The 21,086-nt window shown below is 64.1% G+C and carries 18 protein-coding genes; 9 read left to right on the top strand and 9 right to left on the bottom strand.

Annotated elements, in window-relative coordinates:
* Positions 1-32: 32 nt before the first annotated feature.
* Together MKI86_RS11020 and MKI86_RS11015 are read right to left on the bottom strand one after the other, a co-directional pair.
* Positions 33-1,316 carry an NAD(P)/FAD-dependent oxidoreductase gene (locus MKI86_RS11020; protein ID WP_241600946.1) on the bottom strand — a complete coding sequence of 428 codons (1,284 nt, stop codon included), beginning with the start codon at positions 1,314-1,316 and terminating at the stop codon, positions 33-35.
* A 117-nt stretch (positions 1,317-1,433) separates the two neighbouring features.
* Positions 1,434-2,330, bottom strand: coding sequence for a LysR family transcriptional regulator (locus MKI86_RS11015; RefSeq protein ID WP_241600945.1), 897 nt, complete (start codon positions 2,328-2,330; stop codon positions 1,434-1,436).
* A 168-nt stretch (positions 2,331-2,498) separates the two neighbouring features.
* On the opposite strand from MKI86_RS11015, the gene hglS reads away from it, so the two are divergent.
* The 5 genes from hglS to MKI86_RS10990 all read left to right on the top strand — a co-directional run bounded on the left by hglS (position 2,499) and on the right by MKI86_RS10990 (position 9,227).
* Positions 2,499-3,896 carry a 2-oxoadipate dioxygenase/decarboxylase HglS gene (gene hglS, locus MKI86_RS11010; protein WP_241600944.1) on the top strand — a complete coding sequence of 466 codons (1,398 nt, stop codon included), beginning with the start codon at positions 2,499-2,501 and terminating at the stop codon, positions 3,894-3,896.
* Positions 3,897-3,907: 11 nt separating this feature from the next.
* Positions 3,908-5,326, top strand: a complete 1,419-nt coding sequence (locus MKI86_RS11005) for an FAD-binding oxidoreductase (protein WP_241600943.1) — start codon at positions 3,908-3,910, stop codon at positions 5,324-5,326.
* 20 nt (positions 5,327-5,346) lie between these two features.
* A complete protein-coding gene (amaB, locus tag MKI86_RS11000; RefSeq protein ID WP_241600942.1) occupies positions 5,347-6,870 on the top strand; it encodes an L-piperidine-6-carboxylate dehydrogenase in 1,524 nt (507 codons plus the stop codon).
* 6 nt (positions 6,871-6,876) lie between these two features.
* On the top strand, positions 6,877-8,109 hold the full coding sequence (locus tag MKI86_RS10995; RefSeq protein WP_241600941.1) for a pyridoxal phosphate-dependent aminotransferase: 1,233 nt from the start codon (positions 6,877-6,879) through the stop codon (positions 8,107-8,109).
* Between the two features lie 131 nt (positions 8,110-8,240).
* Complete coding sequence (locus MKI86_RS10990) at positions 8,241-9,227, top strand: MerR family transcriptional regulator (RefSeq protein WP_241600940.1); 987 nt, start codon at positions 8,241-8,243, stop codon at positions 9,225-9,227.
* Between the two features lie 138 nt (positions 9,228-9,365).
* Here the strand turns inward: MKI86_RS10990 and MKI86_RS10985 are convergent, their stop codons facing one another.
* The gene (locus MKI86_RS10985; protein ID WP_241600939.1) at positions 9,366-10,466 is read right to left on the bottom strand and encodes a saccharopine dehydrogenase family protein; all 1,101 of its coding nucleotides are present in this window, start codon (positions 10,464-10,466) and stop codon (positions 9,366-9,368) included.
* Between the two features lie 112 nt (positions 10,467-10,578).
* Between MKI86_RS10985 and MKI86_RS10980 the strand changes: the two genes are divergently transcribed.
* Positions 10,579-11,019 (top strand): Lrp/AsnC family transcriptional regulator, encoded by a 441-nt coding sequence (locus MKI86_RS10980; protein WP_241600938.1) that lies wholly within the window; start codon positions 10,579-10,581, stop codon positions 11,017-11,019.
* A 6-nt stretch (positions 11,020-11,025) separates the two neighbouring features.
* Here the strand turns inward: MKI86_RS10980 and MKI86_RS10975 are convergent, their stop codons facing one another.
* Both MKI86_RS10975 and MKI86_RS10970 read right to left on the bottom strand, forming a co-directional pair.
* Positions 11,026-12,279, bottom strand: coding sequence for an NAD(P)/FAD-dependent oxidoreductase (locus MKI86_RS10975; RefSeq protein ID WP_241600937.1), 1,254 nt, complete (start codon positions 12,277-12,279; stop codon positions 11,026-11,028).
* 38 nt (positions 12,280-12,317) lie between these two features.
* The gene (locus MKI86_RS10970; protein ID WP_134648363.1) at positions 12,318-13,013 is read right to left on the bottom strand and encodes a GntR family transcriptional regulator; all 696 of its coding nucleotides are present in this window, start codon (positions 13,011-13,013) and stop codon (positions 12,318-12,320) included.
* 138 nt (positions 13,014-13,151) lie between these two features.
* On the opposite strand from MKI86_RS10970, the gene MKI86_RS10965 reads away from it, so the two are divergent.
* Both MKI86_RS10965 and MKI86_RS10960 read left to right on the top strand, forming a co-directional pair.
* Positions 13,152-14,501 carry a glutamine synthetase family protein gene (locus MKI86_RS10965; protein WP_241600936.1) on the top strand — a complete coding sequence of 450 codons (1,350 nt, stop codon included), beginning with the start codon at positions 13,152-13,154 and terminating at the stop codon, positions 14,499-14,501.
* A complete protein-coding gene (locus tag MKI86_RS10960; protein ID WP_241600935.1) occupies positions 14,501-15,805 on the top strand; it encodes an NAD(P)/FAD-dependent oxidoreductase in 1,305 nt (434 codons plus the stop codon). Before MKI86_RS10965 ends, MKI86_RS10960 begins: the two co-directional genes overlap by 1 nt.
* Before the next feature lie 54 nt (positions 15,806-15,859).
* On the opposite strand, the gene purU is transcribed toward MKI86_RS10960, so the two are convergent.
* Both purU and MKI86_RS10950 read right to left on the bottom strand, forming a co-directional pair.
* Complete coding sequence (purU, locus tag MKI86_RS10955) at positions 15,860-16,744, bottom strand: formyltetrahydrofolate deformylase (protein WP_241600934.1); 885 nt, start codon at positions 16,742-16,744, stop codon at positions 15,860-15,862.
* A 212-nt stretch (positions 16,745-16,956) separates the two neighbouring features.
* Positions 16,957-18,192, bottom strand: coding sequence for a TIGR03862 family flavoprotein (locus MKI86_RS10950; RefSeq protein WP_241600933.1), 1,236 nt, complete (start codon positions 18,190-18,192; stop codon positions 16,957-16,959).
* A gap of 112 nt (positions 18,193-18,304) precedes the next feature.
* Here MKI86_RS10950 and MKI86_RS10945 point away from each other — a divergent pair, with 112 nt between their 5' ends.
* Positions 18,305-18,709 (top strand): (R)-mandelonitrile lyase, encoded by a 405-nt coding sequence (locus tag MKI86_RS10945; protein WP_241600932.1) that lies wholly within the window; start codon positions 18,305-18,307, stop codon positions 18,707-18,709.
* Positions 18,710-18,736: 27 nt separating this feature from the next.
* Here MKI86_RS10945 and MKI86_RS10940 read toward each other — a convergent pair whose 3' ends face one another.
* Complete coding sequence (locus MKI86_RS10940; protein ID WP_241600931.1) at positions 18,737-20,359, bottom strand: ABC-F family ATP-binding cassette domain-containing protein; 1,623 nt, start codon at positions 20,357-20,359, stop codon at positions 18,737-18,739.
* Positions 20,360-20,457: 98 nt separating this feature from the next.
* Positions 20,458-21,084, bottom strand: a complete 627-nt coding sequence (locus MKI86_RS10935; RefSeq protein ID WP_241600930.1) for a class I SAM-dependent methyltransferase — start codon at positions 21,082-21,084, stop codon at positions 20,458-20,460.
* Positions 21,085-21,086: the final 2 nt, after the last annotated feature.

Here is a 21,086-nt window from a genome sequence, read left to right as displayed (position 1 = left end):
GCTTCGGCCGGGCGTTTTGTCTTGAGGTGTCTCTAGAACCGTGCACTAGCAAAATGCGCAATCTGGGCGCCGAGTTCGTAATAACCCTCGCGCACTGACCGGAAGGACTGGGCCTGCGGGTCGGTGACCGGTAGCGGCAGGTCGGCCTCCGCAATGCGGCCGGACACGAGCTCGGCCAGCGTGCGGCCGAAAACGGTGCCCGGCGCGATACCGCGGCCGTTATAACCGGAGAAGCCGACGACATTTTCGGCCAACCGGTGGAAGCGCGGCAGGTTGTCGGCGGTCATGCCGATCTTGCCGTACCACTCCGCCTCGAAGGCGACGTCACCGATGTCAGGAAACAGCTTCTTCAGCGACCGGCGCGCCCAAGCCTTGTGGATGCCGAGCCCGGCACCACGCAGTGCGCCGACGCTGCCGAAAACCAGGCGGCCGCGCTTGTCGAACCGGAAGGAGGAGAGCACCTCCTTGGTATCCCAGGCGCCCTGGCGTTCCGGCAGGATCTTCGCCTGCATTTCGGCTGACAGCGGCACCGTGGCGAAGTTGAAGTAGGGAAGATGCACGAGTTCCGTGCGCACGACGTTCCAGGGGGAGGCGGTGTAGGCATTGGTCGCCACGATCACCCAGTCAGCCGTCACGTCGCCGCGCGGCGTCTTCACCGTCCAGCGCGTGCCGTTGCGCTCCGCGCCTGTCACCGGACTGCCGGTAAACACCTGCGCGCCGGCCGCGATGGCGGCGCGGGCGAGGCCGCGGGCATAGGCAAGCGGCTGGATCGTGCCCGCGCGCATGTCGAGCAGGGCGCCGGCATAGGCGCCGGTGCCGACCTTTGTCGCCGTCTCCGCCGCATCGAGCAGCCGCACCGGCGCGCCGCGCCGCGCCCACTGTTCGGCGCGCTGCTTCAGCTCGTCGAGGCCGGACTGGCCGACGGCACAGTGCAGCGTGCCGGCCGGATTGATCTCGCAGTCGATCCCATGCTTTTCGACGAGATCGAAAACCAGGCGCGGCGCGTTGCCGAGCACGTCCAGCAGGCGGCTGCCGTAGAGATCGCCGAGCACGCCCGGCAGCTCGTCGGGCATCACCCACATGCCGGCATTGACGAGGCCGACATTGCGGCCCGACCCGCCATAACCGACCTCCGCGCCTTCCAGCAGGATGACCCGTGTGCCGCGTTCAGCGAGATGAAGTGCTGCGGAAAACCCGGTATAGCCGCCACCGACGATAACGACATCCGCTTCCGCCTTTCCCGAGAAGGCGACGGTGTCGGGGGCGGGCGGGGCGGTCATCTCCCAGAGGCCATGGGAGCGCGGATCATTGAGCATTGGTGGTGTGTCTTTTCACAAGGAGGATTTTGCGCACAGCATCGACCATGCGGCTCCGTCACTAAAGCAAAAATTGCGAACCGGGTCATGCTCCCGCCGCATGATGCCGGCGGGTTCTCAGGCCGGCACCTGCCCGGCGATCCAGGCCCGGAAAGCCTGGCTGAGCGGGTTTTCCAGCTTGCCCTCCGGCACGACGAGATAATAGCTGTTCTCCGTCTCCATCGGTCGGTCGAAGACGACGGCGAGGCGTCCGCTCGCAAGCTCCTGTTCGATCAGGTATTTAGGCAGGAGTGCGAAACCGAGGCCAGCGACCGCGGATTCGATCACCATGGAGAACTGGTCGAAGCGGTGGCCCCGATAGGCCGTATCAGCCGATCCGCCGTTCAGCTCGAACCATTGCGCCCACAGCTTCGGCCGGGTTGCGAGATGCATCAGCGGCGCCGTTTCCAGATCCTTCGGCTCCGACGGAGCCCAGGACTTCAGGAGATCGGGACTTGCCGCCGGCAAAATGATCTCGCTGCACAGATAGGAGCAGGAGGCGCGCGCCCAGACGGGCTGGCCGTAATGGATCGCGAGGTCGAAATTCTCCTCGTCGAAATCGAACGGCGCCGAGCGCGAGGCGATGTTGATGATCGTGCCGGGATGCTGGGCAAGGAAACCGGGAATGCGCGGCGTCAGCCAGCGGCTGCCAAAGGTGGGCAGGGTCGCGATGGCGAGGCTGTGTTCCGACGACGCGGACGCCATGGCGCGCAGCATGGTCTCTTCCGTCTGGTGGAGCAGCTTGCGCACCTCCGGCAGGAAGCGCCGCCCGTCGTCCGACAGCACCACGCGCTGGCGCACGCGCTCGAAGAGCAGCACGCCGAGCTGCTCTTCCAGATCCTTGATCTGGCGGCTGACGGCGCTCTGGGTGAGGTTCAGCTCGTGTGCGGCCTGCGTGAAGGAGCCATGGCGCGCGGCACATTCGAACGCCTGCAGCGTGGTGACGTCAGGGATCAGCCTTCGACTGAGCTTCATTCATTCCTCGCATCAACATAGTCAGAACGGTCGCAATCACTCAAGGAAACGATCCGGTATGATCCGTTTTGAGAATGAACAGGGCCTCCCACCTTGTACAGCAATTCCAGGAAAAGTGTGAAACGGTTTTCCGTCCGGAATCGCGTCAAACAGATGAGACAGCTTCCCATGAAGGCAAATTCGATCCTTTCCGCGGACTCGATCCGCTCGGACTTCTCCGCCGCCATGTCGGCCATGTATCGTGACGAGGTGCCGGCCTATGGCACGCTGATGGCGCTGGTCGCCAAGGTCAACGACGAAACGCTCGCCGCCGATCCGCATCTGAGGGATCGCCTGGAGGCGACCGATTCGCTCGAGCGCATCTCCGAGGAACGCCACGGCGCCATCCGCCTCGGTACGCCGGAAGAGCTTTCCATGATGCGCCGCGTCTTTGCCGTCATGGGCATGTTCCCGGTCGGCTACTACGACCTGTCGACGGCCGGCGTGCCGGTTCACTCCACCGCCTTCCGGCCGGTCGGCGCAGAAAGCCTGAGCCGCAATCCGTTCCGCGTCTTCACTTCGCTTCTGCGTCTCGACCTGATCGCCGACGAGGCCTTGCGCCGGGAAGCGGCCAACGTGCTCGCCGCGCGCAGGATTTTCACCGACGAAGCCGTCCGGCTGGTCGAAAAGGCCGAGCGTGACGGGGGCCTAGATACAGCCGACGCCGCTCGTTTCGTGGCTGAAGTGCTGGAAACCTTCCGCTGGCACGACCATGCCATCGTCAGCACCGACATGTACAAGCGGCTGCATGATGCGCATCGCCTGATCGCCGACGTCGTCTCCTTCAAGGGCCCGCATATCAATCACCTCACGCCGCGCACGCTGGATATCGACAAGGTACAGGCCCGCATGCCGCAAGAAGGCATCGCGCCCAAGGCCATCGTCGAGGGCCCGCCGACCCGCAACTGCTCGATCCTGCTGCGCCAGACTTCCTTCAAGGCGCTTGAAGAGGCCGTCTCCTTCATCGGCGCCGATGGCGGCTGGCAGGAGGGCTCGCACACCGCCCGCTTCGGCGAGATCGAACAGCGCGGCGTGGCGCTGACCCCGAAGGGCCGCGCGCTCTATGACAAGCTCCTGAACGACACCCGCGCCCGCGTGCGCCCGGCCGCCGACGGCTCCAATGCCGCCGAATACGAAGCTGCCCTTGCCGATGTCTTCAAGGCGTTCCCGGATACCTGGGACGGTATCCGCAAGGCCGGCCTCGGCTATTTCCGTTACGCGCTGACGAAGAAGGGCCAGTCCGTTACCGGCCGCAGCGCCGACCTAGAAACCGCGATCGAGGCGGGGCTTATCCAGTTCGATCCGATCGTTTACGAGGACTTCCTGCCGGTCAGCGCCGCGGGCATCTTCCAGTCCAACCTCGGCGACGACGCGACGCAGGATTTCGTCGCAAGCCCCAACCAGGTGATGTTCGAGCGCGATCTGGGCGCGACCGTCCTCGACGAGTTCGCACACTATGCCGGCATCGAGCGCGCCTCGCTTGAAAAGTGCCTCGGCATCGTCAACATGGCGACCGCTGCGGAGTGACGGACACCAGCATGATCGAGGCACGCCATATCGAGGCCCTGACAAACCTGCTCGGCGAGAAGGGCCTTCTCACCGCGCCTGGCGATAGGGCGGCCTATGAGACCGGCGCGCGCTACGACAAGGGACGCGCCGCCTTTGTCGCCCGCCCCGCCTCGACCGCCGAGACCTCCGCCGTGGTGGCCTATTGCGTGCAGAACGGCATCGCGCTTGTCCCGCAATCCGGCAATACCGGCCTTGTCTCCGGCTCGACACCCGATGACAGCGGCCGCCAGGGCGTGCTGAGCCTGGACCGCCTGACGGCACCCTTCGAGCTCGACCGGGTGAACCGTTCCGTAAAGGCAGGTGCGGGCCTTCGCCTCTCCGACCTCAACGGCAAGATCGAGGATACCGGTCTATTCTTCCCGATCGACCTCGGCGCCGATCCCCGCCTCGGCGGCATGATCGCGACGAATACCGGCGGCTCGCGTTTCCTGCGCTATGGTGACGTGCGCCGCAACACGCTCGGCCTCACGGTCGTCCTCGCCGATGAGGCCGGCACCGTGCTCGACCTTTCATCAGACCTGCGCAAGAACAATACGGGCGTGGACTGGAAGCAGCTCTTCATCGGCACCTCGGGCGCCTTCGGCATTGTCACCGAATGCGTCTTGAACCTTGAGCCCGCGCCGAAGCAGTCGGCAACCGCCCTGCTGGTGCCCTCCTCGCCCGAGCAGGTCGCGACGCTGCTGGTGGCCATGGAAGACGCGCTCGGCGGCTACCTCTCGGCCTTCGAGGGCATGTCCGGCAACGCGATCAGCGCGGCACTCGATCACGTCCCCTCGCTGCGCAATCCCTTCCAGGGCGGCATCGTACCGGATTTCGTGATCCTCGCTGAAATCTCCCGCTCAACCCCGCCGCGCGAGGGCGAACAGCCGCTCGATGCGGTGCTGGAAGAGGTGCTTGCTACCATCTGGGAGCGCGACGACGCGCCGCTCGCAGATGCCTTTGTCGGCCCGCCACACGAAATATGGGCGTTGCGCCACGCGCTGTCGGAAGGTGTGAAACATAGCGGACGATTGATCGCCTTCGATCTGTCCTTCCGCCGGGGTGACATCATGCCGTTCCTTGCCCATATGAAGGTGGGAATGCCCGAGCATTTCGAGGACGTCACCATCTGCGATTTCGGCCATATCGGCGATGGCGGCGTGCACTTCAACCTCGTCGTCGCGAAGAACGATCCGCGGATTGCCGATCCCGATTTCGAGGCGGATTTGCGCGCCTGGGTCTTCTCAGTCGCTGTGGAGCAGTTCGGCGGCAGCTTCAGCGCGGAACACGCCATCGGCCGCAAGAACCAGGTATTTTACGACCAATACACCCCGGAAAAGATCCGCGAACTTGCGGCCGGTCTGAAAACAATCACCTCGCCGGCAACGCTCGGCGCTATCACCTTCTAAGAAACTCAGGGAGATACCCCATGACGACAGTCGACGTGAAAAAGGAAACCGAAGCCCTTCTCGACAAGCTGGGCGTTGCCCGCAGCGCCTGGCAGGGTGGCGACATGGCCTCCTACAGCCCGGTCAGCGGCGAAGAGATCGGCAAGCTGAAGACGGTTTCGGGCGCAGAGACCGACAAGGCCATCGACGCCGCCCACGAAGCCTTCAAGGAATGGCGCCTCGTGCCGGCCCCCAAGCGCGGCGAACTAGTGCGCCTGCTTGGCGAAGAGCTGCGTGCCGCCAAGGCCGACCTCGGCCGCCTCGTTTCCATCGAAGCCGGCAAGATCACGTCCGAAGGCCTCGGCGAAGTGCAGGAAATGATCGACATCTGCGATTTCGCCGTCGGTCTTTCCCGCCAGCTCTATGGCCTCACCATAGCCACCGAGCGCCCCGGCCATCGCATGATGGAGACCTGGCACCCGCTCGGCGTCGTCGGGATCATCTCGGCCTTCAACTTCCCGGTCGCTGTCTGGTCGTGGAACGCCGCTCTGGCGCTCGTCGCCGGTAATGCCATCGTCTGGAAGCCCTCTGAAAAGACGCCGCTGACGGCACTCGCCAGCCAGGCCATCCTCGAGCGTGCTCTCGCCCGCTTCGGTGACGCACCGGCGAACCTCAGCCAGGTTCTCATTGGCGACCGCGCCATCGGTGAAGCCCTCGTCGACAACCACAAGGTCGCGCTCGTCTCGGCTACCGGCTCCACCCGCATGGGCAAGGAAGTCGGCCCACGCCTCGCCAAGCGTTTCGCCCGCTCGATCCTCGAACTCGGCGGCAACAATGCCGGCATCGTCTGCCCCTCGGCCGATCTCGACATGGCGCTGCGCGCCATTGCCTTCGGTGCGATGGGCACCGCCGGTCAGCGCTGCACGACGCTGCGCCGCCTCTTCGTGCATGACAGCGTCTACGACCAGCTCGTGCCGCGTCTGAAGAAGGCCTATACCAGCGTTTCCGTCGGCAACCCGCTGGAAACCTCCGCCCTCGTCGGTCCGCTCGTCGACAAGCAGGCCTTCGACAACATGCAGAAGGCGCTGGAAGCGGCCAAGGCCGAAGGCGGTTCCGTTACCGGTGGTGAACGCGTTGGCGATGCCGGCAAGGACACGGCCTACTATGTGAAGCCCGCCATCGTCGAAATGCCCAAGCAGGCCGGCCCGGTTCTCGAAGAGACCTTCGCGCCGATCCTCTACGTCATGAAGTATTCCGACTTCGATGCCGTGCTGGATGACCACAACGCCGTCTCGGCCGGTCTCTCCTCGTCGATCTTCACGCTCAACGTCCAGGAAGCCGAGCGCTTCCTCTCGGCCGACGGCTCGGATTGCGGCATCGCCAATGTCAACATCGGCACCTCGGGCGCCGAGATCGGCGGCGCATTCGGCGGCGAGAAGGAAACCGGGGGCGGCCGCGAATCCGGCTCGGACGCGTGGAAGGCCTATATGCGCCGCGCCACCAACACGGTGAACTATTCGAAGGCCCTGCCGCTCGCCCAGGGCGTCTCCTTCGATATCGAGTAAGCCGCCATGACCGCCGCAAGCAACATCGAGGAGGCGGGCTTTCAGCCCGCCTCGCGCATCGCCGCCATCGGCGTCTCGAAAATCCTGCAGATCGGCGCACGCGCCGCTGCCATGAAGAAGGAAGGCCTGCCGGTCATCATTCTCGGCGCCGGCGAGCCTGATTTCGATACGCCCGATAACGTCAAGGAAGCTGCCAAGGCCGCCATCGACCGCGGCGAGACCAAGTACACCGCGCTTGACGGCACGCCGGCGCTGAAACAGGCGATCGTCGAAAAATTCCGCCGCGAAAACAACGTCGACTACGCTGTGGACGAAGTCACCGTCGCGACGGGCGCCAAGCAGATCCTGTTCAATGCCTTCATGGCGAGCGTCAATCCGGGCGACGAGGTGATCATCCCGACGCCCTATTGGACCTCCTATTCCGACATCGTGGAAATCTGCGGCGGCGTGCCGGTGCTGATCCCCTGCGACGCGGAAGCCGGCTTCCGCCTCAAGGCTGAACAGCTGGAGAAGGCCATCACCCCGAAGACCCGCTGGGTGCTGCTCAATTCGCCGTCGAACCCTTCGGGCGCCGCCTACAGCGAGGCCGACTACCGCCCGCTGCTCGACGTGCTCTTGAAGCACCCGCATGTCTGGCTGATGGTCGACGACATGTACGAACACATCGTCTACGATGGATTCACGTTCGTGACGCCCGTCGCCATCGAGCCGCGCCTGAAAAACCGCACGCTGACCATCAACGGCGTCTCGAAGGCCTATGCGATGACGGGCTGGCGCATCGGTTATGCCGGCGGCCCGAAGGCGCTGATCAAGGCCATGGCGGTGATCCAGAGCCAGGCGACCTCCTGCCCCTCCTCCGTCAGCCAAGCAGCTTCGGTGGAAGCGTTGAACGGTCCTCAAGCGTTTTTGAAGGACCGCCAAGCCAGCTTCAAGCACCGTCGTGACCTCGTCGTCTCGGCGCTGAACGCCATGCCCGGCCTCGCCTGCCGCACGCCCGAAGGCGCCTTCTACACCTTCTCCGGCTGCGCCGGCATGATCGGCAAGACAACGCCCAAGGGCAAGCGCATCGACGCCGACAGCGACTTCACGGATTACCTCCTCGAAGACGCGCATGTCGCCGTCGTGCCGGGCTCTGCCTTCGGCCTCTCACCCTATTTCCGCATCTCCTACGCCACGTCGGAAGCGGAACTCAAGGAAGCCCTGAAACGCATCGCGGACGCCTGCGCACGTCTTTCCTGAATCGCATTCATCGAATTTCTGAGACCCGCCGCAGCCCGTCTGCGGCGGGTTTTTCTTTCCCGGCAGTGCAGCTTGACCCGGCCCCAAGGGCCGGCCTCATAAGAAGGCCTAGGGCGAAAAGGAGGCGATTCGTGCACAAGCCAGACCTTCATCTGAGCGCCGCAGAGGCGGCACGGGAACTCGGTGTCTCCGCCAAGGCCCTGCGGCTTTATGAGCGACGGGGCCTTCTGGCGCCGCGCCGCAGCGCAGCCGGCTGGCGGATATATGGCCCCGCCGAGATGGATCGCGCGCGAAAGATCGTAGCCTTGCGCCAGCTCGGCATGGGCCTTGCCCGGATTACTGATGTAATGGCTGGTAATGGAGATGACCTCTCCACAGCGCTCGCCGCGCACCATGCGGATCTCGCGCAGCAGCTCGACCGAATGACCGAGACCTTTCAATCCGTCGAAGCTGCGCGGCGAGGCGTGATGTCGGCGGCGGAAGCCGATGAGGGTGCGGCCGTGTCGCTGCAGCTGCCATGGCCGTGGGGCGGCGAGCGCTTCGATCTCCCGGTAATCAAGCCTATCACCTACATCACAGGCCCGCTTGGCAGCGGCAAGACACGTCTGGCGCGAGCGATCGCCGAAGCAATCCCGAACGCCACCTTTATCGGACTGGAGCGGCTGACCGGCGATGACAAAGCAGTGGAGTCGCAGTTGAAGGCAAGGATAGACGCGCATCTCAGGCAATTCGCCGGACAAGGCGTGGCTCCGCCGCCGCCCGCTCTGTCAGCGCTGGTTCGCGCCATCGAAGCCTGTGATGCCACAGTCCTCGTGATAGACATGATCGAGCAAGGGCTGGATCACGAGACACAACAGATTTTGCGGCGGTATTTGCGCAACCGATCGTTTGGCGGGAGACCTCTTTTCCTGCTCACATGCTCCTCCTCAATCCTCGACTGTAGCGACGTTTCAACCGGGGAAAGCATAATTTACTGCCCGGCCAACCATGATGTTCCGATCGTCGTTAAACCCCGGAAAGGGGCGCGGGGATACGAAGCGGTCGCCACCTGCCTCGCCACACCGGCCGTCCGCGCGCGGACGGAGGGTGTGATCGCACGGCGGCCGAACGTCGTCTGAAGCACAAAGAAAAGGGCCTCGCGAGAGGCCCCATTTTTGTTGTTTCGCGCCTTTGCGGCGTCTCTCTTCCCCGCGGCCGAGCCACGATCGTGAAAACGCCCCGGCCTTTCGGTCGGGGCGTTCAATGGATTTTATCGGTCAGGCCGCGCGGGCGCCGTGCTGCTCCTGCCCGTAATGATGGCCGAAGCGGTTGGCGAGGAAGGCGTCGAGTGCGATTTCTTCCTGGCGGACAAAGCCCTCGGCGCGCAACGTTCCGTCGGCGAGCATGTCGAGCACGGCGCAGATCGAGCCGGCCGTGGTGATCTGGATGGCGGAATGCAGGACACCGGCGATGGGGGCGCTGTAGACCTTGTTGGCATAGGTTTCCTGGATCAGGCGGCCGCCCTTGCGGCCGGAAACCGTTACGAAGATGATGACGACATCCTGCGTGGTGGTCGGCAGTGCATTCTCGAAGATATCCTTGAGGACTTCGCGGCGGTGGCGCAGGCCGAGGTCGTTCAGGAGCGCCTTCATGATGGCGGCATGACCGGGATAGCGGATCGTCTTGTAGTTCAGCGTGCGCACCTTGCCCTTCAGCGTCTCGCAGAGCGTGCCGAGGCCGCCCGACGTGTTGAAGGCTTCGTAGGTCACGCCGTCGAGCGAGAATTCCTCGCGCTCTTCCAGCGCCGGAACTTCGATCAGCGCGCTTTCGACGATGGCCTCGCAGGGCTCGATATATTCGTTGATGACCCCGTCCGTGCTCCAGGTCAGGTTATAGTTCAGCGCGTTGGACGGGTATTGCGGCAGAGCGCCGACGCGCATGCGCACGCTTTCGAGCGTGTCGAAGCGGCTGGCGAGATCGTTGGCGACGATGGAGATGAAGCCAGGTGCGAGACCGCACTGCGGAATGAAGGCCGTCTTGGCGTTTTCGGCGATGCGCTTCACCTGGCGGGTGGATTCGACATCCTCGGTGAGGTCGAGATAGTGCACGCCGGCAGCGGCGGCAGCTTCGGCAATCGCGACCGTCAGGTGATAGGGGGCAGCCGAGAGAACGGCAAACTTGCCGGCCAGAAGGGCTTTCATGGCGGCCGCGTCGGCGATGTCGGCAACGGCGGTCGATACGGCGGAATGCCGCTCGATGGCGGCAAGCTGCTCTTCGGACCGATCCGCGACGGTAACGCGGTAATCGCCGCTGTGAGCCAGCATGCGCGCGATGGTGGAGCCGATCTTGCCTGCGCCGATGACGACGATGTCCTTCATGTGATTTCCCTCCGGCATGAACTGATGCACGCATTTTGGAGGTGAGACCTGTCGATTTAAAGCGCCAGATATGACATAATACATGACCAGTATCGGCAAAATGACGGTAAAAATGAGCATTTCGACGCTAGGCGCCAAGGACCGCGAACTCCTCGCCATCCTCAGCGAGAACGCCCGCGAGCAGACCGCGACCATCGCCCGCAGGCTCGGCCTTTCGCGCACCACCGTACAGGCGAAGATCGACCGCCTCGAACGGGACGGCGTGATCGCCGGCTATGGGGTTAAACTCTCCGACGCCTATGAGAGCGGCATGGTGAAGGCCCATGTGCTCATCACCATCGCGCCGAAGACGCTGGCGCGCATCACGACGGAACTGCACGCCATCTCCGCCGTTCGCACGCTGCACTCGGTCAGCGGCAGCTTCGACCTCATCGCTGTCGTGGAGGCGGCATCGATTGCCGAACTCGACCACCTGATCGACCGGATCGGTGAAATCGAGGGTGTGGAGCGCACGCTGTCGTCGATCATCCTGTCGACGCGGATCAGGCGGTAGACACCCTCAGGCGATGAATCGCTCTGGCCGGTAGGGGCCGATATTGATGACCGTGCGCTCGCCCAGCATCTTCTCGGCCAGCACGCGGCCGGTAATCGGCCCCAGCGTCATGCCGTGATGGGCGTGGCCGAAGGCGAACCACAGGCCGGAATGGCGCGGAGCCTTGCCGATGACGGGCATCATGTCGGGAGTGCAGGGACGCGAACCCATCCACGGCTCCTCATCGCGACGTTCGGCAAGCGGAAAGAACTCGCGCGCAACCTTTTCGGCCCGGCGCAGCTGTACCGGCGTCTTGCGCGTGTCACGCCGCGCGAATTCCGCACCCGTGGTGAGGCGAATGCCTTGGTTCATCGGCGCAAGGAAATAGCCGCGCTCGGCATCCAGCACCCAGTTGTTGAGCGTAGCCCCCTCCTGCGCGCCGTAATGCATGTGATAACCACGCTTGACGGCGAACGGGAAGCGATAGCCGAGCTTGCGTGTTACCGTATCGGCCCACGGGCCGAGCGCCACGACGACCTCCCTGCCTTCCAGAGGCCCGTCCGGTGTGGCGATGCGCCAGCCTTCGCCTTCCAGCACATGTTCGATGGTCGCGGCGTCGCCCGCCTTCAGCTGCCCGCCCAGGGATTGGAAATAGGCGAGATAGCGCTTCAGAAGAGCTTGCGGATCGAGGATCGACCATGGATCGGTCCAGCGCAGGCCGCCTGTGAGATCGGCGCGGATGGACGGTTCGGCCGCCGCCACTTCCGCCGTCGTCAGCTTCTGATGGTTGACGCCGAAATTCGCGGAGAGCTTTTCCGCATCCGCATAGGCCTTGTCGCGCTCCTTCTCCGAACGGAACACCTTCATCCACCCGTCCTTGCGGATGAGGTCGTCCGCACCGGATGCGGCAATAAGGTCGGCATGTTCGGAAATCGAGTTCTCGATCAACGGCGCATAGAGATGGGCGATGCTCTGGTGTTGGCGGAAGCCGGAATGCCACCAATAACGGGCGAGAAACGGAATGATGCCCGGAATGGCCGAGAGATGGTAATGCGCGTCGATCGTGTTGTTCAGCGCATAGCGGAACAGCGCGCCGAAATCGTGCGGGAAGCCGTAGGGGAACACACCCTCGCGCTGGATGAGCCCGGCATTGCCATAGGAGGTCTCTTCCGCCGCGCCGCGCCGGTCGACCAGCACCACGGACTTGCCGCGCCGCGCCAGATGGATCGCGGTCGAAATGCCAACCACGCCCGCACCGAGAACGATGACATCCGTCTTCATGCGTCAGCCCTTCTTAAGGATAGCCCCGATACAAATGCTCACTGCCCGGCAAGGCGAAGAAGGTTTTCGATCGCGGAACGCTCGAAACCGCCGATGCCCTCGGAAATATCCGCCTTGATAGCCGCAGCCACGCCGTCGGCATCGCGCTTGCGCAGGGCCGCGATCGCCTCCTGGTGACGATCGACGAAATAAAGCTGCGCGACATGCTCCATGGCGATGCCGAGGAAGGGGCCGAGTTGCAGCCAGACGCTTTCCACCATCGGCATGATCACCTGCTCGGGATTGGCCGTGTAGAGCGTGCGGTGGAATTCCTGGTTCAGCAGCAGCGCGGTGCCGTTGTCCTTGCGGGCGATCGCCTCGTCCTGAGCCTTGTCGATCTCCTCCAGCCGGTCGATGCGGCGTTCGGTGATGTGCGGCACAGCGCGGCGGGCGGCATGCTGCTCGAGCACCGCGCGCAGCGAGACGAGTTCGCTGAACCGGTCCGCTGTCATGCGCGGCACCATGATGCGCCGGTTGTCGAGCACCCGCAGCGCCCCCTCCGAGGACAGCCGGCGCAGCGCCTCGCGCACGGGCGTGGGGCTCGATTCCATGGCCTCGGCGATGCCCCGTATCGTCAGCGATTCGCCGGGCCGGATGGAGCCGACCATAATCGCCTGGCGCAGGCGCCGGTGCGCATATTCATGCGTTGTCATGCCGTCCGGCCGGTCCAGCGGCTCAAGCGCCAAGTTGCCCAATCCATTCCTCCTGTGCCAGGCTGCCGGGTGCTGTTCGATCCCTTGTCACAGTTTCTAGCAGCTTGACCCGTGACAAGAAAGTGTGCATATTTTGGAAATGTGATCACAAAAATAATTATGTGATATGGAAGGGGAACCATGATCTTGAACGAAGATTCCGCATGGCTGATCAATGCCGATGGCGTGGAAAGCATCCAGGCCGTCGTCTGCGACCTCAACGGCATTCTGCGTGGCAAGCGTGTTCCCGTCGGACAGGCCGAGAAGGTGCTGAAGGGCGGCATCCGCATGCCGCTTTCCATCGTCGGCGTCGATGTCTGGGGCGAGGATATCGTAGGCTCGAGCCACGTCTTCGCCTCCGGCGACATGGATGGCATCTGTGCGGCGACCGGTCGCGGCGCGCTGCCGGTAAGCTGGACGCTAAAGCCGTCCGCCGTCGTGCCCCTGTGGCTGTTCAAGGAAAACGGCGAGCCCTTCCTCGCCGATCCGCGCCAGGCGCTCGCCAATATCGTGCGCCAGTACCATGACCTCGGCCTCAAGCCCGTTGTCGCCTCAGAAATGGAATTCTACCTGATCGACGCCGAGCCCGACCATGCCGAGCCGCCGATCTCGCCCTATACCGGCAAGCGGCTCGATTCCGATGCGATCCTGTCCATCGACGAGCTCGACGATTTCGGCCAGTTCTTCTCCGATGTCTATGCGGAATGCGAGCGGCAGAACGTGCCGGCGGATTCGGCCGTCGCCGAAAACGGCATCGGCCAGTTCGAGATCAACCTCATCCATTCCGACGATCCGCTGAAGGCCGCCGACGACGCGCTGTTCTTCAAGCGCATCATCAAGGGCGTGGCGCGCAAGCACGGCTTTGCCGCCACGTTCATGGCCAAGCCCTACGGTATGCGCTCGGGTAGCGGCATGCACATGCATTTCAGCCTCGTCGATGCCGACGGCAACAACGTCTTCGACGACGGCACGCCAGAGGGATCCGACATCATGAAGCACGCCGTGGCGGGTCTGACGCGCGGCATGGCGGAATCAACGCTGCTCTTTGCGCCGCACTTCAACTCCTATCGCCGCCTCCGGCCCGACACGCACGCGCCGACCTCCATCTCATGGGGCTACGAGAACCGCACCGCCGCCATCCGCATTCCCGGCGGCAACAACAAGGCGCGGCGTATCGAGCACCGCGTGGCCGGCGCCGACGCCAATCCCTATCTCGTCATGGCCGGCATTCTCGGCGCTGCCTTGGTCGGCATCCGCAACAAGTGGGAACCGCCGGCACCCGTCTCGGGGCGGGCCTACCAGTCGCAGCTGCCGCGCATTCCCTCCGAATGGGGTTCGGCCGTCACCGCCTTCGAGAACGGCTCGATCGTCTCGGAAATCTTCGACCAGGATCTCCGTTCCATGCTGATTGCCTGCAAGAGGCAGGAAATCGCCGGTTTCGCCGAACAGGTGACCGACTTCGAATTCAGCGCCTACCTGGAAATCGTCTGATGGCAAACACCCAGTCCTATGCCGGCAACGGCGCCTACCCCGACAGCTACTACGCCGCCTCGCGCAACATCATCCGCACGCCGAAAGTGCTTGAAGGCGCCGTCACCGCCGACGTCGCCGTGCTGGGCGCCGGCTATTCCGGCCTGTCCACCGCCATCCACCTTGCCGAAAAGGGCTACAAGGTCGTTGTCGTGGAAGGTGCCGGTATCGGCTGGGGCGCATCCGGCCGCAACGGCGGCCAGATCGTCAACGGCCTGAATGCCAGTCTCGACACGATCAAGCGGCGCTACGGCGATCAGGCCGGCGCCTTCGTCGGCAGCCTCGTGCAGGAGGGCGGCAAGATCATCCGCCGCATCGTCTCGCAATACGGCATCGAGTGCGACCTGAAGAACGGCAACATCTACGCCGCCTATACGCCCGCCCACATGAAGGAGCTGGAGCACAAGAAGGCGCTGTGGGCGAGCTACGGCATGAATGCCCATCAGATGCTCGACAAGGCAGCGATGCGCAAGCTCGTCAACACCGACGCCTATATCGGCGGCATGCTGGACACGACGGGCGGCCACATGCATCCGCTCAACCTTACCCTCGGCGAGGCGGCGGCACTCGAATCGCTTGGCGGCGTGATCTACGAACAGTCGCCGGTCGTGCGCGTCGAGCACGACGCGGAAAAGCCGTTCATCCATACGGCCAGGGGCAGCGTGACGGCCAACACCGCCGTGCTGTGCGGCAATGCCTATCTCGGCCATGTCGTGCCGAAGCTCGTCTCGCGCGTCATGCCCGTCTCGACGCAGATGATCGCGACCGAACCGCTTGGCGAGCGCGCCGATGCGCTCATCCCCTCAGACATGTGCGTGGAGGATGTTCGCTACATCCTCGATTATTTCCGCCTGTCCGCCGACAAGCGCATGATCTTCGGCGGCGGCACCGTCTATGGCGGCACCGATCCCGCCGACGTGCGCGCGAAGATCCGCCCGAACCTGGAAAAGGTCTTCCCGTCGCTCAAGGGCGTGAAGATCGATTATGCCTGGAGCGGCAACTTCGCGCTGTCCTTCTCGCGCGTGCCGCAAATGGGCAAGATCGGCAAGAACACCTATTTCGCCCACGGCTACAGCGGCCACGGCGTCACCGGCTCGCATCTCTTCGGCAAGATCCTGAGCGAAGCGATCCATGGCGACCTGTCGCGCTTCAACCAGTTCGAGAAGCTGCCCTGGGTCCCCTTCCCCGGCGGGCGCATGTTCCGCGCGCAATATTCCACCATCGGTTCCTGGTGGTACCAGTTCAAGGATGCCTTCGGCCTTTGAGCCCAACAAAAAAGCCGGCGTTTCCGCCGGCTTTTTCGTGTTTGATGGTTTCGATCACCCCATGCGCTCGGAAGCGTAGGAACCGGGGCTCGGCGGGAAGACGATGGTCTTGTTGCCGTTCATGAAGACGCGGTGATGGATATGGGCGTGCACGGCGCGCGCCAGAACCTGGCTCTCCACGTCACGGCCGATCGAGACATAATCCTCCGCCGACTGCGCGTGGGTGATGCGCGCGACGTCCTGCTCGATGATCGGACCTTCGTCGAGATCCTCGGTGACGTAGTGCGCCGTCGCACCGATCAGCTTCACGCCGCGCTCGAAGGCCTGCTTGTAGGGATTGGCGCCCTTGAACGACGGCAGGAACGAGTGGTGGATGTTGATGATGCGGCCCGACATCTTCTTGCACACGGCATCCGACAGGACCTGCATGTAGCGGGCGAGAACGATGAGCTCGGCGCCGGACTGCTCGACCACTTCCATGAGGCGGGCTTCGGCCTGCGGCTTGTTCTCCTTCGTCACCTTGATGTGGTAGAAAGGCAGGTCGTGATTGACGATGACCTTCTGGTAATCGAAGTGGTTGGAGACGACACCGACGATGTCGATCGGCAGCGCGCCGATCTTCCAGCGGTAAAGCAGGTCGTTGAGGCAGTGGCCGAAGCGCGAGACCATGAGCAGCACCTTCATGCGCTCCTCGCTCGAATGGAACTGGTAGTTCATGTCGAAGGGCTTGGCGACCGGCGCGAAACCCGCCGTGATGTCTTCTTCCGTCGTATCGCCCTCGTTGGTGAAGGTGAGGCGCATGAAGAACAAGCCGGTCTCCAGATCGTCGAACTGCGAACTGTCGACGATGTTGCATTCCTTCTCGGCGAGATAGCCGGTGATCGCAGCGACGATGCCGCGGGTCGAGTTGCAGGAAACGGTCAGGACGTGGCTGGTCATCGGTTCTTTTCTCATGTTCGGCCGGCGCGCGAGGCCCCGGCAATCCCCTGTCTGAGGCCGCAACGACGGCTTGGCGCATATTTCAGGTGGTTGGCGACAGCGCAAGCCCCTGGAATGGCCAGAAGCTACGCCGCCTCCGTTCAGGAATCCCTCCGGTTCGCGACATCCAATGCGTCGAAATTGCCACGAGGCGGCCCGAAACCCTCCCGCTATCAGGCAGGAACACCCTCCGGCAAGGTCTGAAGGTCCGAAAGCCAGCGATCCAAGCCATTTGCCGCCGCACGCCCGCTTGCCAGGCAGGCGGTCAGCAGATAGCCGCCCGTCGGCGCCTCCCAGTCCAGCATCTCGCCTGCGACGAAAACACCCGGCAGCGCCCTGAGCATGAAGGCTGCGTCGATTGCATCGAATGCGACACCGCCGGCCGACGAGATCGCCTCGGCAATCGGGCGCGGCCGTCTCAGCTTGACCGGCGCCGCCTTGATGGCGGCCGCCAGCGCGGCGGGCGGTAGCGTGGCGATATCGGCAAAGCCTTCGCGCAAAAGCGCGGCCTTCACGCCGTCCAGCCCCGCCGCCTTGCGCAACCGGCTGGAGAAGCTCGCCTTGGCGCCTTGCCGCGCGAGATCGCCCTCAAGCCGCTCAGCGCTGCGGCCGGGCGCCAGATCGAGCATCAGCGTTGCAGCCCCTGTCTCCTCCAGTGCATCGCGCAGCACCGCCGCATGTGCATAGATCAGGCTGCCCTCGACGCCCGTCTTCGAAATCACGAACTCACCCGGGATCGTGCCGGCCGCCGACTGCGCCGTCACGCCCTTGACCGGCGCGCCGGCGAATTTCTCGGTGAAGAAGGCCGACCAGTCCACGTCGAAACCGCAATTGGCCGGGCGGAACGGCGCCATCGCCACGCCCTTCGCGGCAAGCATGTTGACCCAGCCGGCATCCGAACCGAGCCGCGGCCAGCTTGCCCCGCCAAGTGCCAGAAGGACCGCATTGAAGGCCATGGCCCGCGGCCCCTCTGGTGTCTCGACCGAGAGCCCGCCTGGCGCGAAACCCGTCCAGCGATGGCGCACACGGATTGCAACGCCGTGCGCCTCCAGACGCGCGCGCCAGGCGCGCAGCAGCGGCGAGGCCTTCATCACGTTCGGAAAGACACGGCCGGACGTGCCCACGAAGGTTTCCGTGCCGAGATCCTGCGCCCAGACCCGCACGTCCTCAGGCGTAAAGCCATCGAGCGCCGGCCGTAGCCGCTCATTGGCGGCACCGAAACGGGTGGCGAAGCGATCGTAGGGCTCCGAGTGGGTGAGATTCAGGCCGGATTTGCCGGCAAGCAGGAATTTGCGCCCGATGGTGGGCATGGCCTCCAGCACGGTGACGGCGTGGCCGCGCGCCGACAGCACCTCCGCCGCCATCAATCCGGCCGGCCCGCCGCCGACGATCCCGATCCGCTTGCCCATTGCACGTCCACCTCTAAACTGTCGCCGTCCTCATAGAGCCTCTGCGACGGCCGCGCCAGTGATCGCGAAACGTCGGGCCTGTAGGATCGCTGCAAACGAATCGGAGACGGTCATGGATATCAGACGCAACGGCACCAGCCCCTCGACATCGGGCCCGGCGGATTACTTCACCGGCAATGTGCGCCTCGACACGCCCTTCAAGGCGGAAGCGCCGGGCCGCACCGGCGGCGCGATCGTAACATTCGAACCCGGCGCGCGCACCGCCTGGCACACCCATCCCCTTGGCCAGATCGTCATCGTTACCGCCGGCCTCGGCTGGGCGCAGCGCGAGGGCGGGCCCATCGAGGAAATCCGCCCGGGCGATGTCGTGTGGTTTCCGCCGGGTGAAAAACACTGGCACGGCGCCACTGACAGGACCGCCATGACCCATGTCGCCATCGCCGAAGCCGAGAACGGCTCACCGGTGACATGGCTGGAGAAGGTGACGGACGAGCAGTATCACGGCAAGACCGCCTGAAAGGCAGGCGCCCCGCCAGCCGATGCCTCACGCGTGCAGACCCGGCGCCTCCTGGCCAGTCTGCGCGACATATTCCGTATAGCCGCCGGGATATTGATGCACGTCGTCGCCGTTGATTTCCAGAACACGGTTCGACAAAGCGCCGAGGAAGTGACGATCATGCGACACGAAGAGCATGGTGCCCTCATAGTCCGAGAGCGCCTTGATCAGCATTTCCTTCGTGTCGAGGTCCAGGTGGTTGGTCGGCTCGTCGAGGATGAGGAAGTTCGGCGGATCGAACAGCATCGCCGCCATGACGAGGCGCGCTTTCTCGCCGCCTGACAGCACCCGGCACTTCTTTTCGACATCGTCACCGGAAAAGCCGAAGCAGCCGGCCAGCGTGCGCAACGGCCCCTGGCCCGCCCGCGGGAACTCCGCTTCCAGCCATTCGAACACCGTCAGGTCACCATCGAGCAGATCCATCGCATGCTGTGCAAAATAGCCGACCTTGACGCTCGCGCCCACGGTCACGCTGCCGCTGTCAGGTTCGGCCGCACCCGCGACGAGCTTGAGAAGCGTCGACTTGCCCGCTCCGTTGACGCCCATCACGCACCAGCGTTCGCGCCGGCGGATGAGAAAGCTGAAATCCCGGTAGATCGCCCGGCTGCCATAGCTCTTGTCGATGTTGCGGATATTGACGACGTCTTCACCGGAGCGCGGGGCCGGCTGGAACTCGAACATCACGGTCTGGCGCCGCCGCGGCGGCTCCACGCGCTCGATCTTGTCGAGCTTCTTCACGCGGCTCTGCACCTGCGCGGCATGGGAAGCGCGCGCCTTGAAGCGCTCGATGAACTTGATTTCCTTGGCAAGCATTGCCTGCTGGCGCTCGAACTGCGCCTGCTGCTGCTTTTCGTTCTGCGCGCGCTGCTGTTCGTAGAAACCGTAATCGCCCGAATAGGTGTTGAGCGAGCCAGCATCGATCTCGATGATCTTCGTCACGATGCGGTTCATGAATTCGCGGTCGTGCGAGGTCATGAGAAGCGCGCCGTCGTAGTTTTTCAGGAACTGCTCCAGCCAGATCAGGCTTTCCAGATCGAGGTGGTTGCTCGGCTCGTCGAGCAGCATGACGTCAGGCCGCATCAGAAGAATGCGGGCAAGCGCCACGCGCATCTTCCAGCCGCCGGAGAGCTTGCCGACATCGCCGTCCATCATCTCCTCGCTGAAGCTCAGGCCCGCCAGAACCTCGCGCGCCCGGCTTTCCAGCCCGTAGCCGTCGAGTTCCTCGTAGCGCGCCTGGACCTCGCCGTAGCGCTCGATAATCTCGTCCATCTCGTCGAGCCGGTCAGGATCGACCATGGCGGCCTCGAGTTCGCGCAGTTCGGCGGCGACGGAACTGACCGGCCCTGCCCCGTCCATGACCTCAGTGACAGCGCTGCGCCCTGCCATCTCACCGACATCCTGGCTGAAATAGCCGATCGAGACGTTCTTCTCGACGGAGACCTGCCCCTCGTCCGGCTGCTCCTGTCCGGTGATCATGCGAAACAGCGTCGTCTTGCCGGCGCCGTTCGGCCCGACAAGTCCGATCTTCTCTCCGCGATTGAGCGCGGCTGCGGCCTCGATGAACAGAATGCGGTGGCTGTTGGACTTGCTGATATTCTCGATGCGGATCATGGAAACGGGCCTCGTCGTGTGCCAGCCCTATGCCATGACGCAGCGCAAAAAGTCCACGCATTCATCGCGGTGAACAGCACAATCCGGCCGAAGCCGACCTAGCCTGCCGGCGCGGCGATCTTCGCCTTGACGAACACGTCGTAGCGCGTGCTCTTTCCAATGATCTGGTGGGAGGGCTTGCGTATGCCCGCCATGGGCTCGGCCCGCAGGGGCCATTTCAGCACAACGCGGTTTTGCGCGGCTTCCAGCGCGGCCTGCATCAGCTCCACCGCATCAGGATCGGCGCCGACGATATCGCGGATCAGCCGCATCTCCTTCTTCACCAGCGCCGTCTTGTCACGCGGCGGATGCATCGGGTCGATCAGTACGACCTGCGGCGCAAGTCCCGCCAGCAATTCACGGGAATCGCCGTGGATCAACGTCATGCGCGCGACCGTCTCGGCATAGCGCCCGCCTTCCGCCCGCGCGCGCTCGATACCCTCGGCAAGAAGGGCATGCATCTGTTCGGACCGCTCGATGAGCGTCACCCGCGCGCCGAGCGACGCCAGCAAAAACGCGTCCCGCCCCAGACCCGCCGTCGCATCCACGATATCGGGCGTCACGCCGGCGGAAAAGCCCGCGGCCTTCGCCAGCCCCTGCCCGCGCCCCTCGCCCGAGCGGAAGCGGTGGCCGACGGCCCCACCGACGAAGTCGACAATCAATGGCGATTTTTCGAGTTTCTGCACGG

Source organism: Shinella sedimenti, from assembly GCF_022601905.1.
In the GTDB taxonomy this organism is placed as follows: Bacteria; Pseudomonadota; Alphaproteobacteria; order Rhizobiales; family Rhizobiaceae; genus Shinella; species Shinella sedimenti.
This window is presented reverse-complemented; position numbering and strand designations above follow the sequence as displayed.

Bases quoted from the DNA above. Each gene is read 5' to 3' on its own strand.
- MKI86_RS11015 (WP_241600945.1), bottom strand. From the start codon at position 2,330: ATGAAGCTCAGTCGAAGGCTGATCCCTGACGTCACCACGCTGCAGGCG.
- MKI86_RS10940 (WP_241600931.1), bottom strand. From the start codon at position 20,359: ATGATCCGCATCGAGAATATCAGCAAGTCCAACAGCCACCGCATTCTG.
- MKI86_RS11005 (WP_241600943.1), top strand. From the start codon at position 3,908: ATGATCGAGGCACGCCATATCGAGGCCCTGACAAACCTGCTCGGCGAG.
- MKI86_RS10975 (WP_241600937.1), bottom strand. From the start codon at position 12,279: ATGAAGACGGATGTCATCGTTCTCGGTGCGGGCGTGGTTGGCATTTCG.
- purU (WP_241600934.1), bottom strand. From the start codon at position 16,744: ATGACCAGCCACGTCCTGACCGTTTCCTGCAACTCGACCCGCGGCATC.
- hglS (WP_241600944.1), top strand. From the start codon at position 2,499: ATGAAGGCAAATTCGATCCTTTCCGCGGACTCGATCCGCTCGGACTTC.
- MKI86_RS10995 (WP_241600941.1), top strand. From the start codon at position 6,877: ATGACCGCCGCAAGCAACATCGAGGAGGCGGGCTTTCAGCCCGCCTCG.
- MKI86_RS10985 (WP_241600939.1), bottom strand. From the start codon at position 10,466: ATGAAGGACATCGTCGTCATCGGCGCAGGCAAGATCGGCTCCACCATC.
- MKI86_RS10965 (WP_241600936.1), top strand. From the start codon at position 13,152: ATGATCTTGAACGAAGATTCCGCATGGCTGATCAATGCCGATGGCGTG.
- MKI86_RS10945 (WP_241600932.1), top strand. From the start codon at position 18,305: ATGGATATCAGACGCAACGGCACCAGCCCCTCGACATCGGGCCCGGCG.
- amaB (WP_241600942.1), top strand. From the start codon at position 5,347: ATGACGACAGTCGACGTGAAAAAGGAAACCGAAGCCCTTCTCGACAAG.
- MKI86_RS11020 (WP_241600946.1), bottom strand. From the start codon at position 1,316: ATGCTCAATGATCCGCGCTCCCATGGCCTCTGGGAGATGACCGCCCCG.
- MKI86_RS10980 (WP_241600938.1), top strand. From the start codon at position 10,579: ATGAGCATTTCGACGCTAGGCGCCAAGGACCGCGAACTCCTCGCCATC.
- MKI86_RS10960 (WP_241600935.1), top strand. From the start codon at position 14,501: ATGGCAAACACCCAGTCCTATGCCGGCAACGGCGCCTACCCCGACAGC.
- MKI86_RS10950 (WP_241600933.1), bottom strand. From the start codon at position 18,192: ATGGGCAAGCGGATCGGGATCGTCGGCGGCGGGCCGGCCGGATTGATG.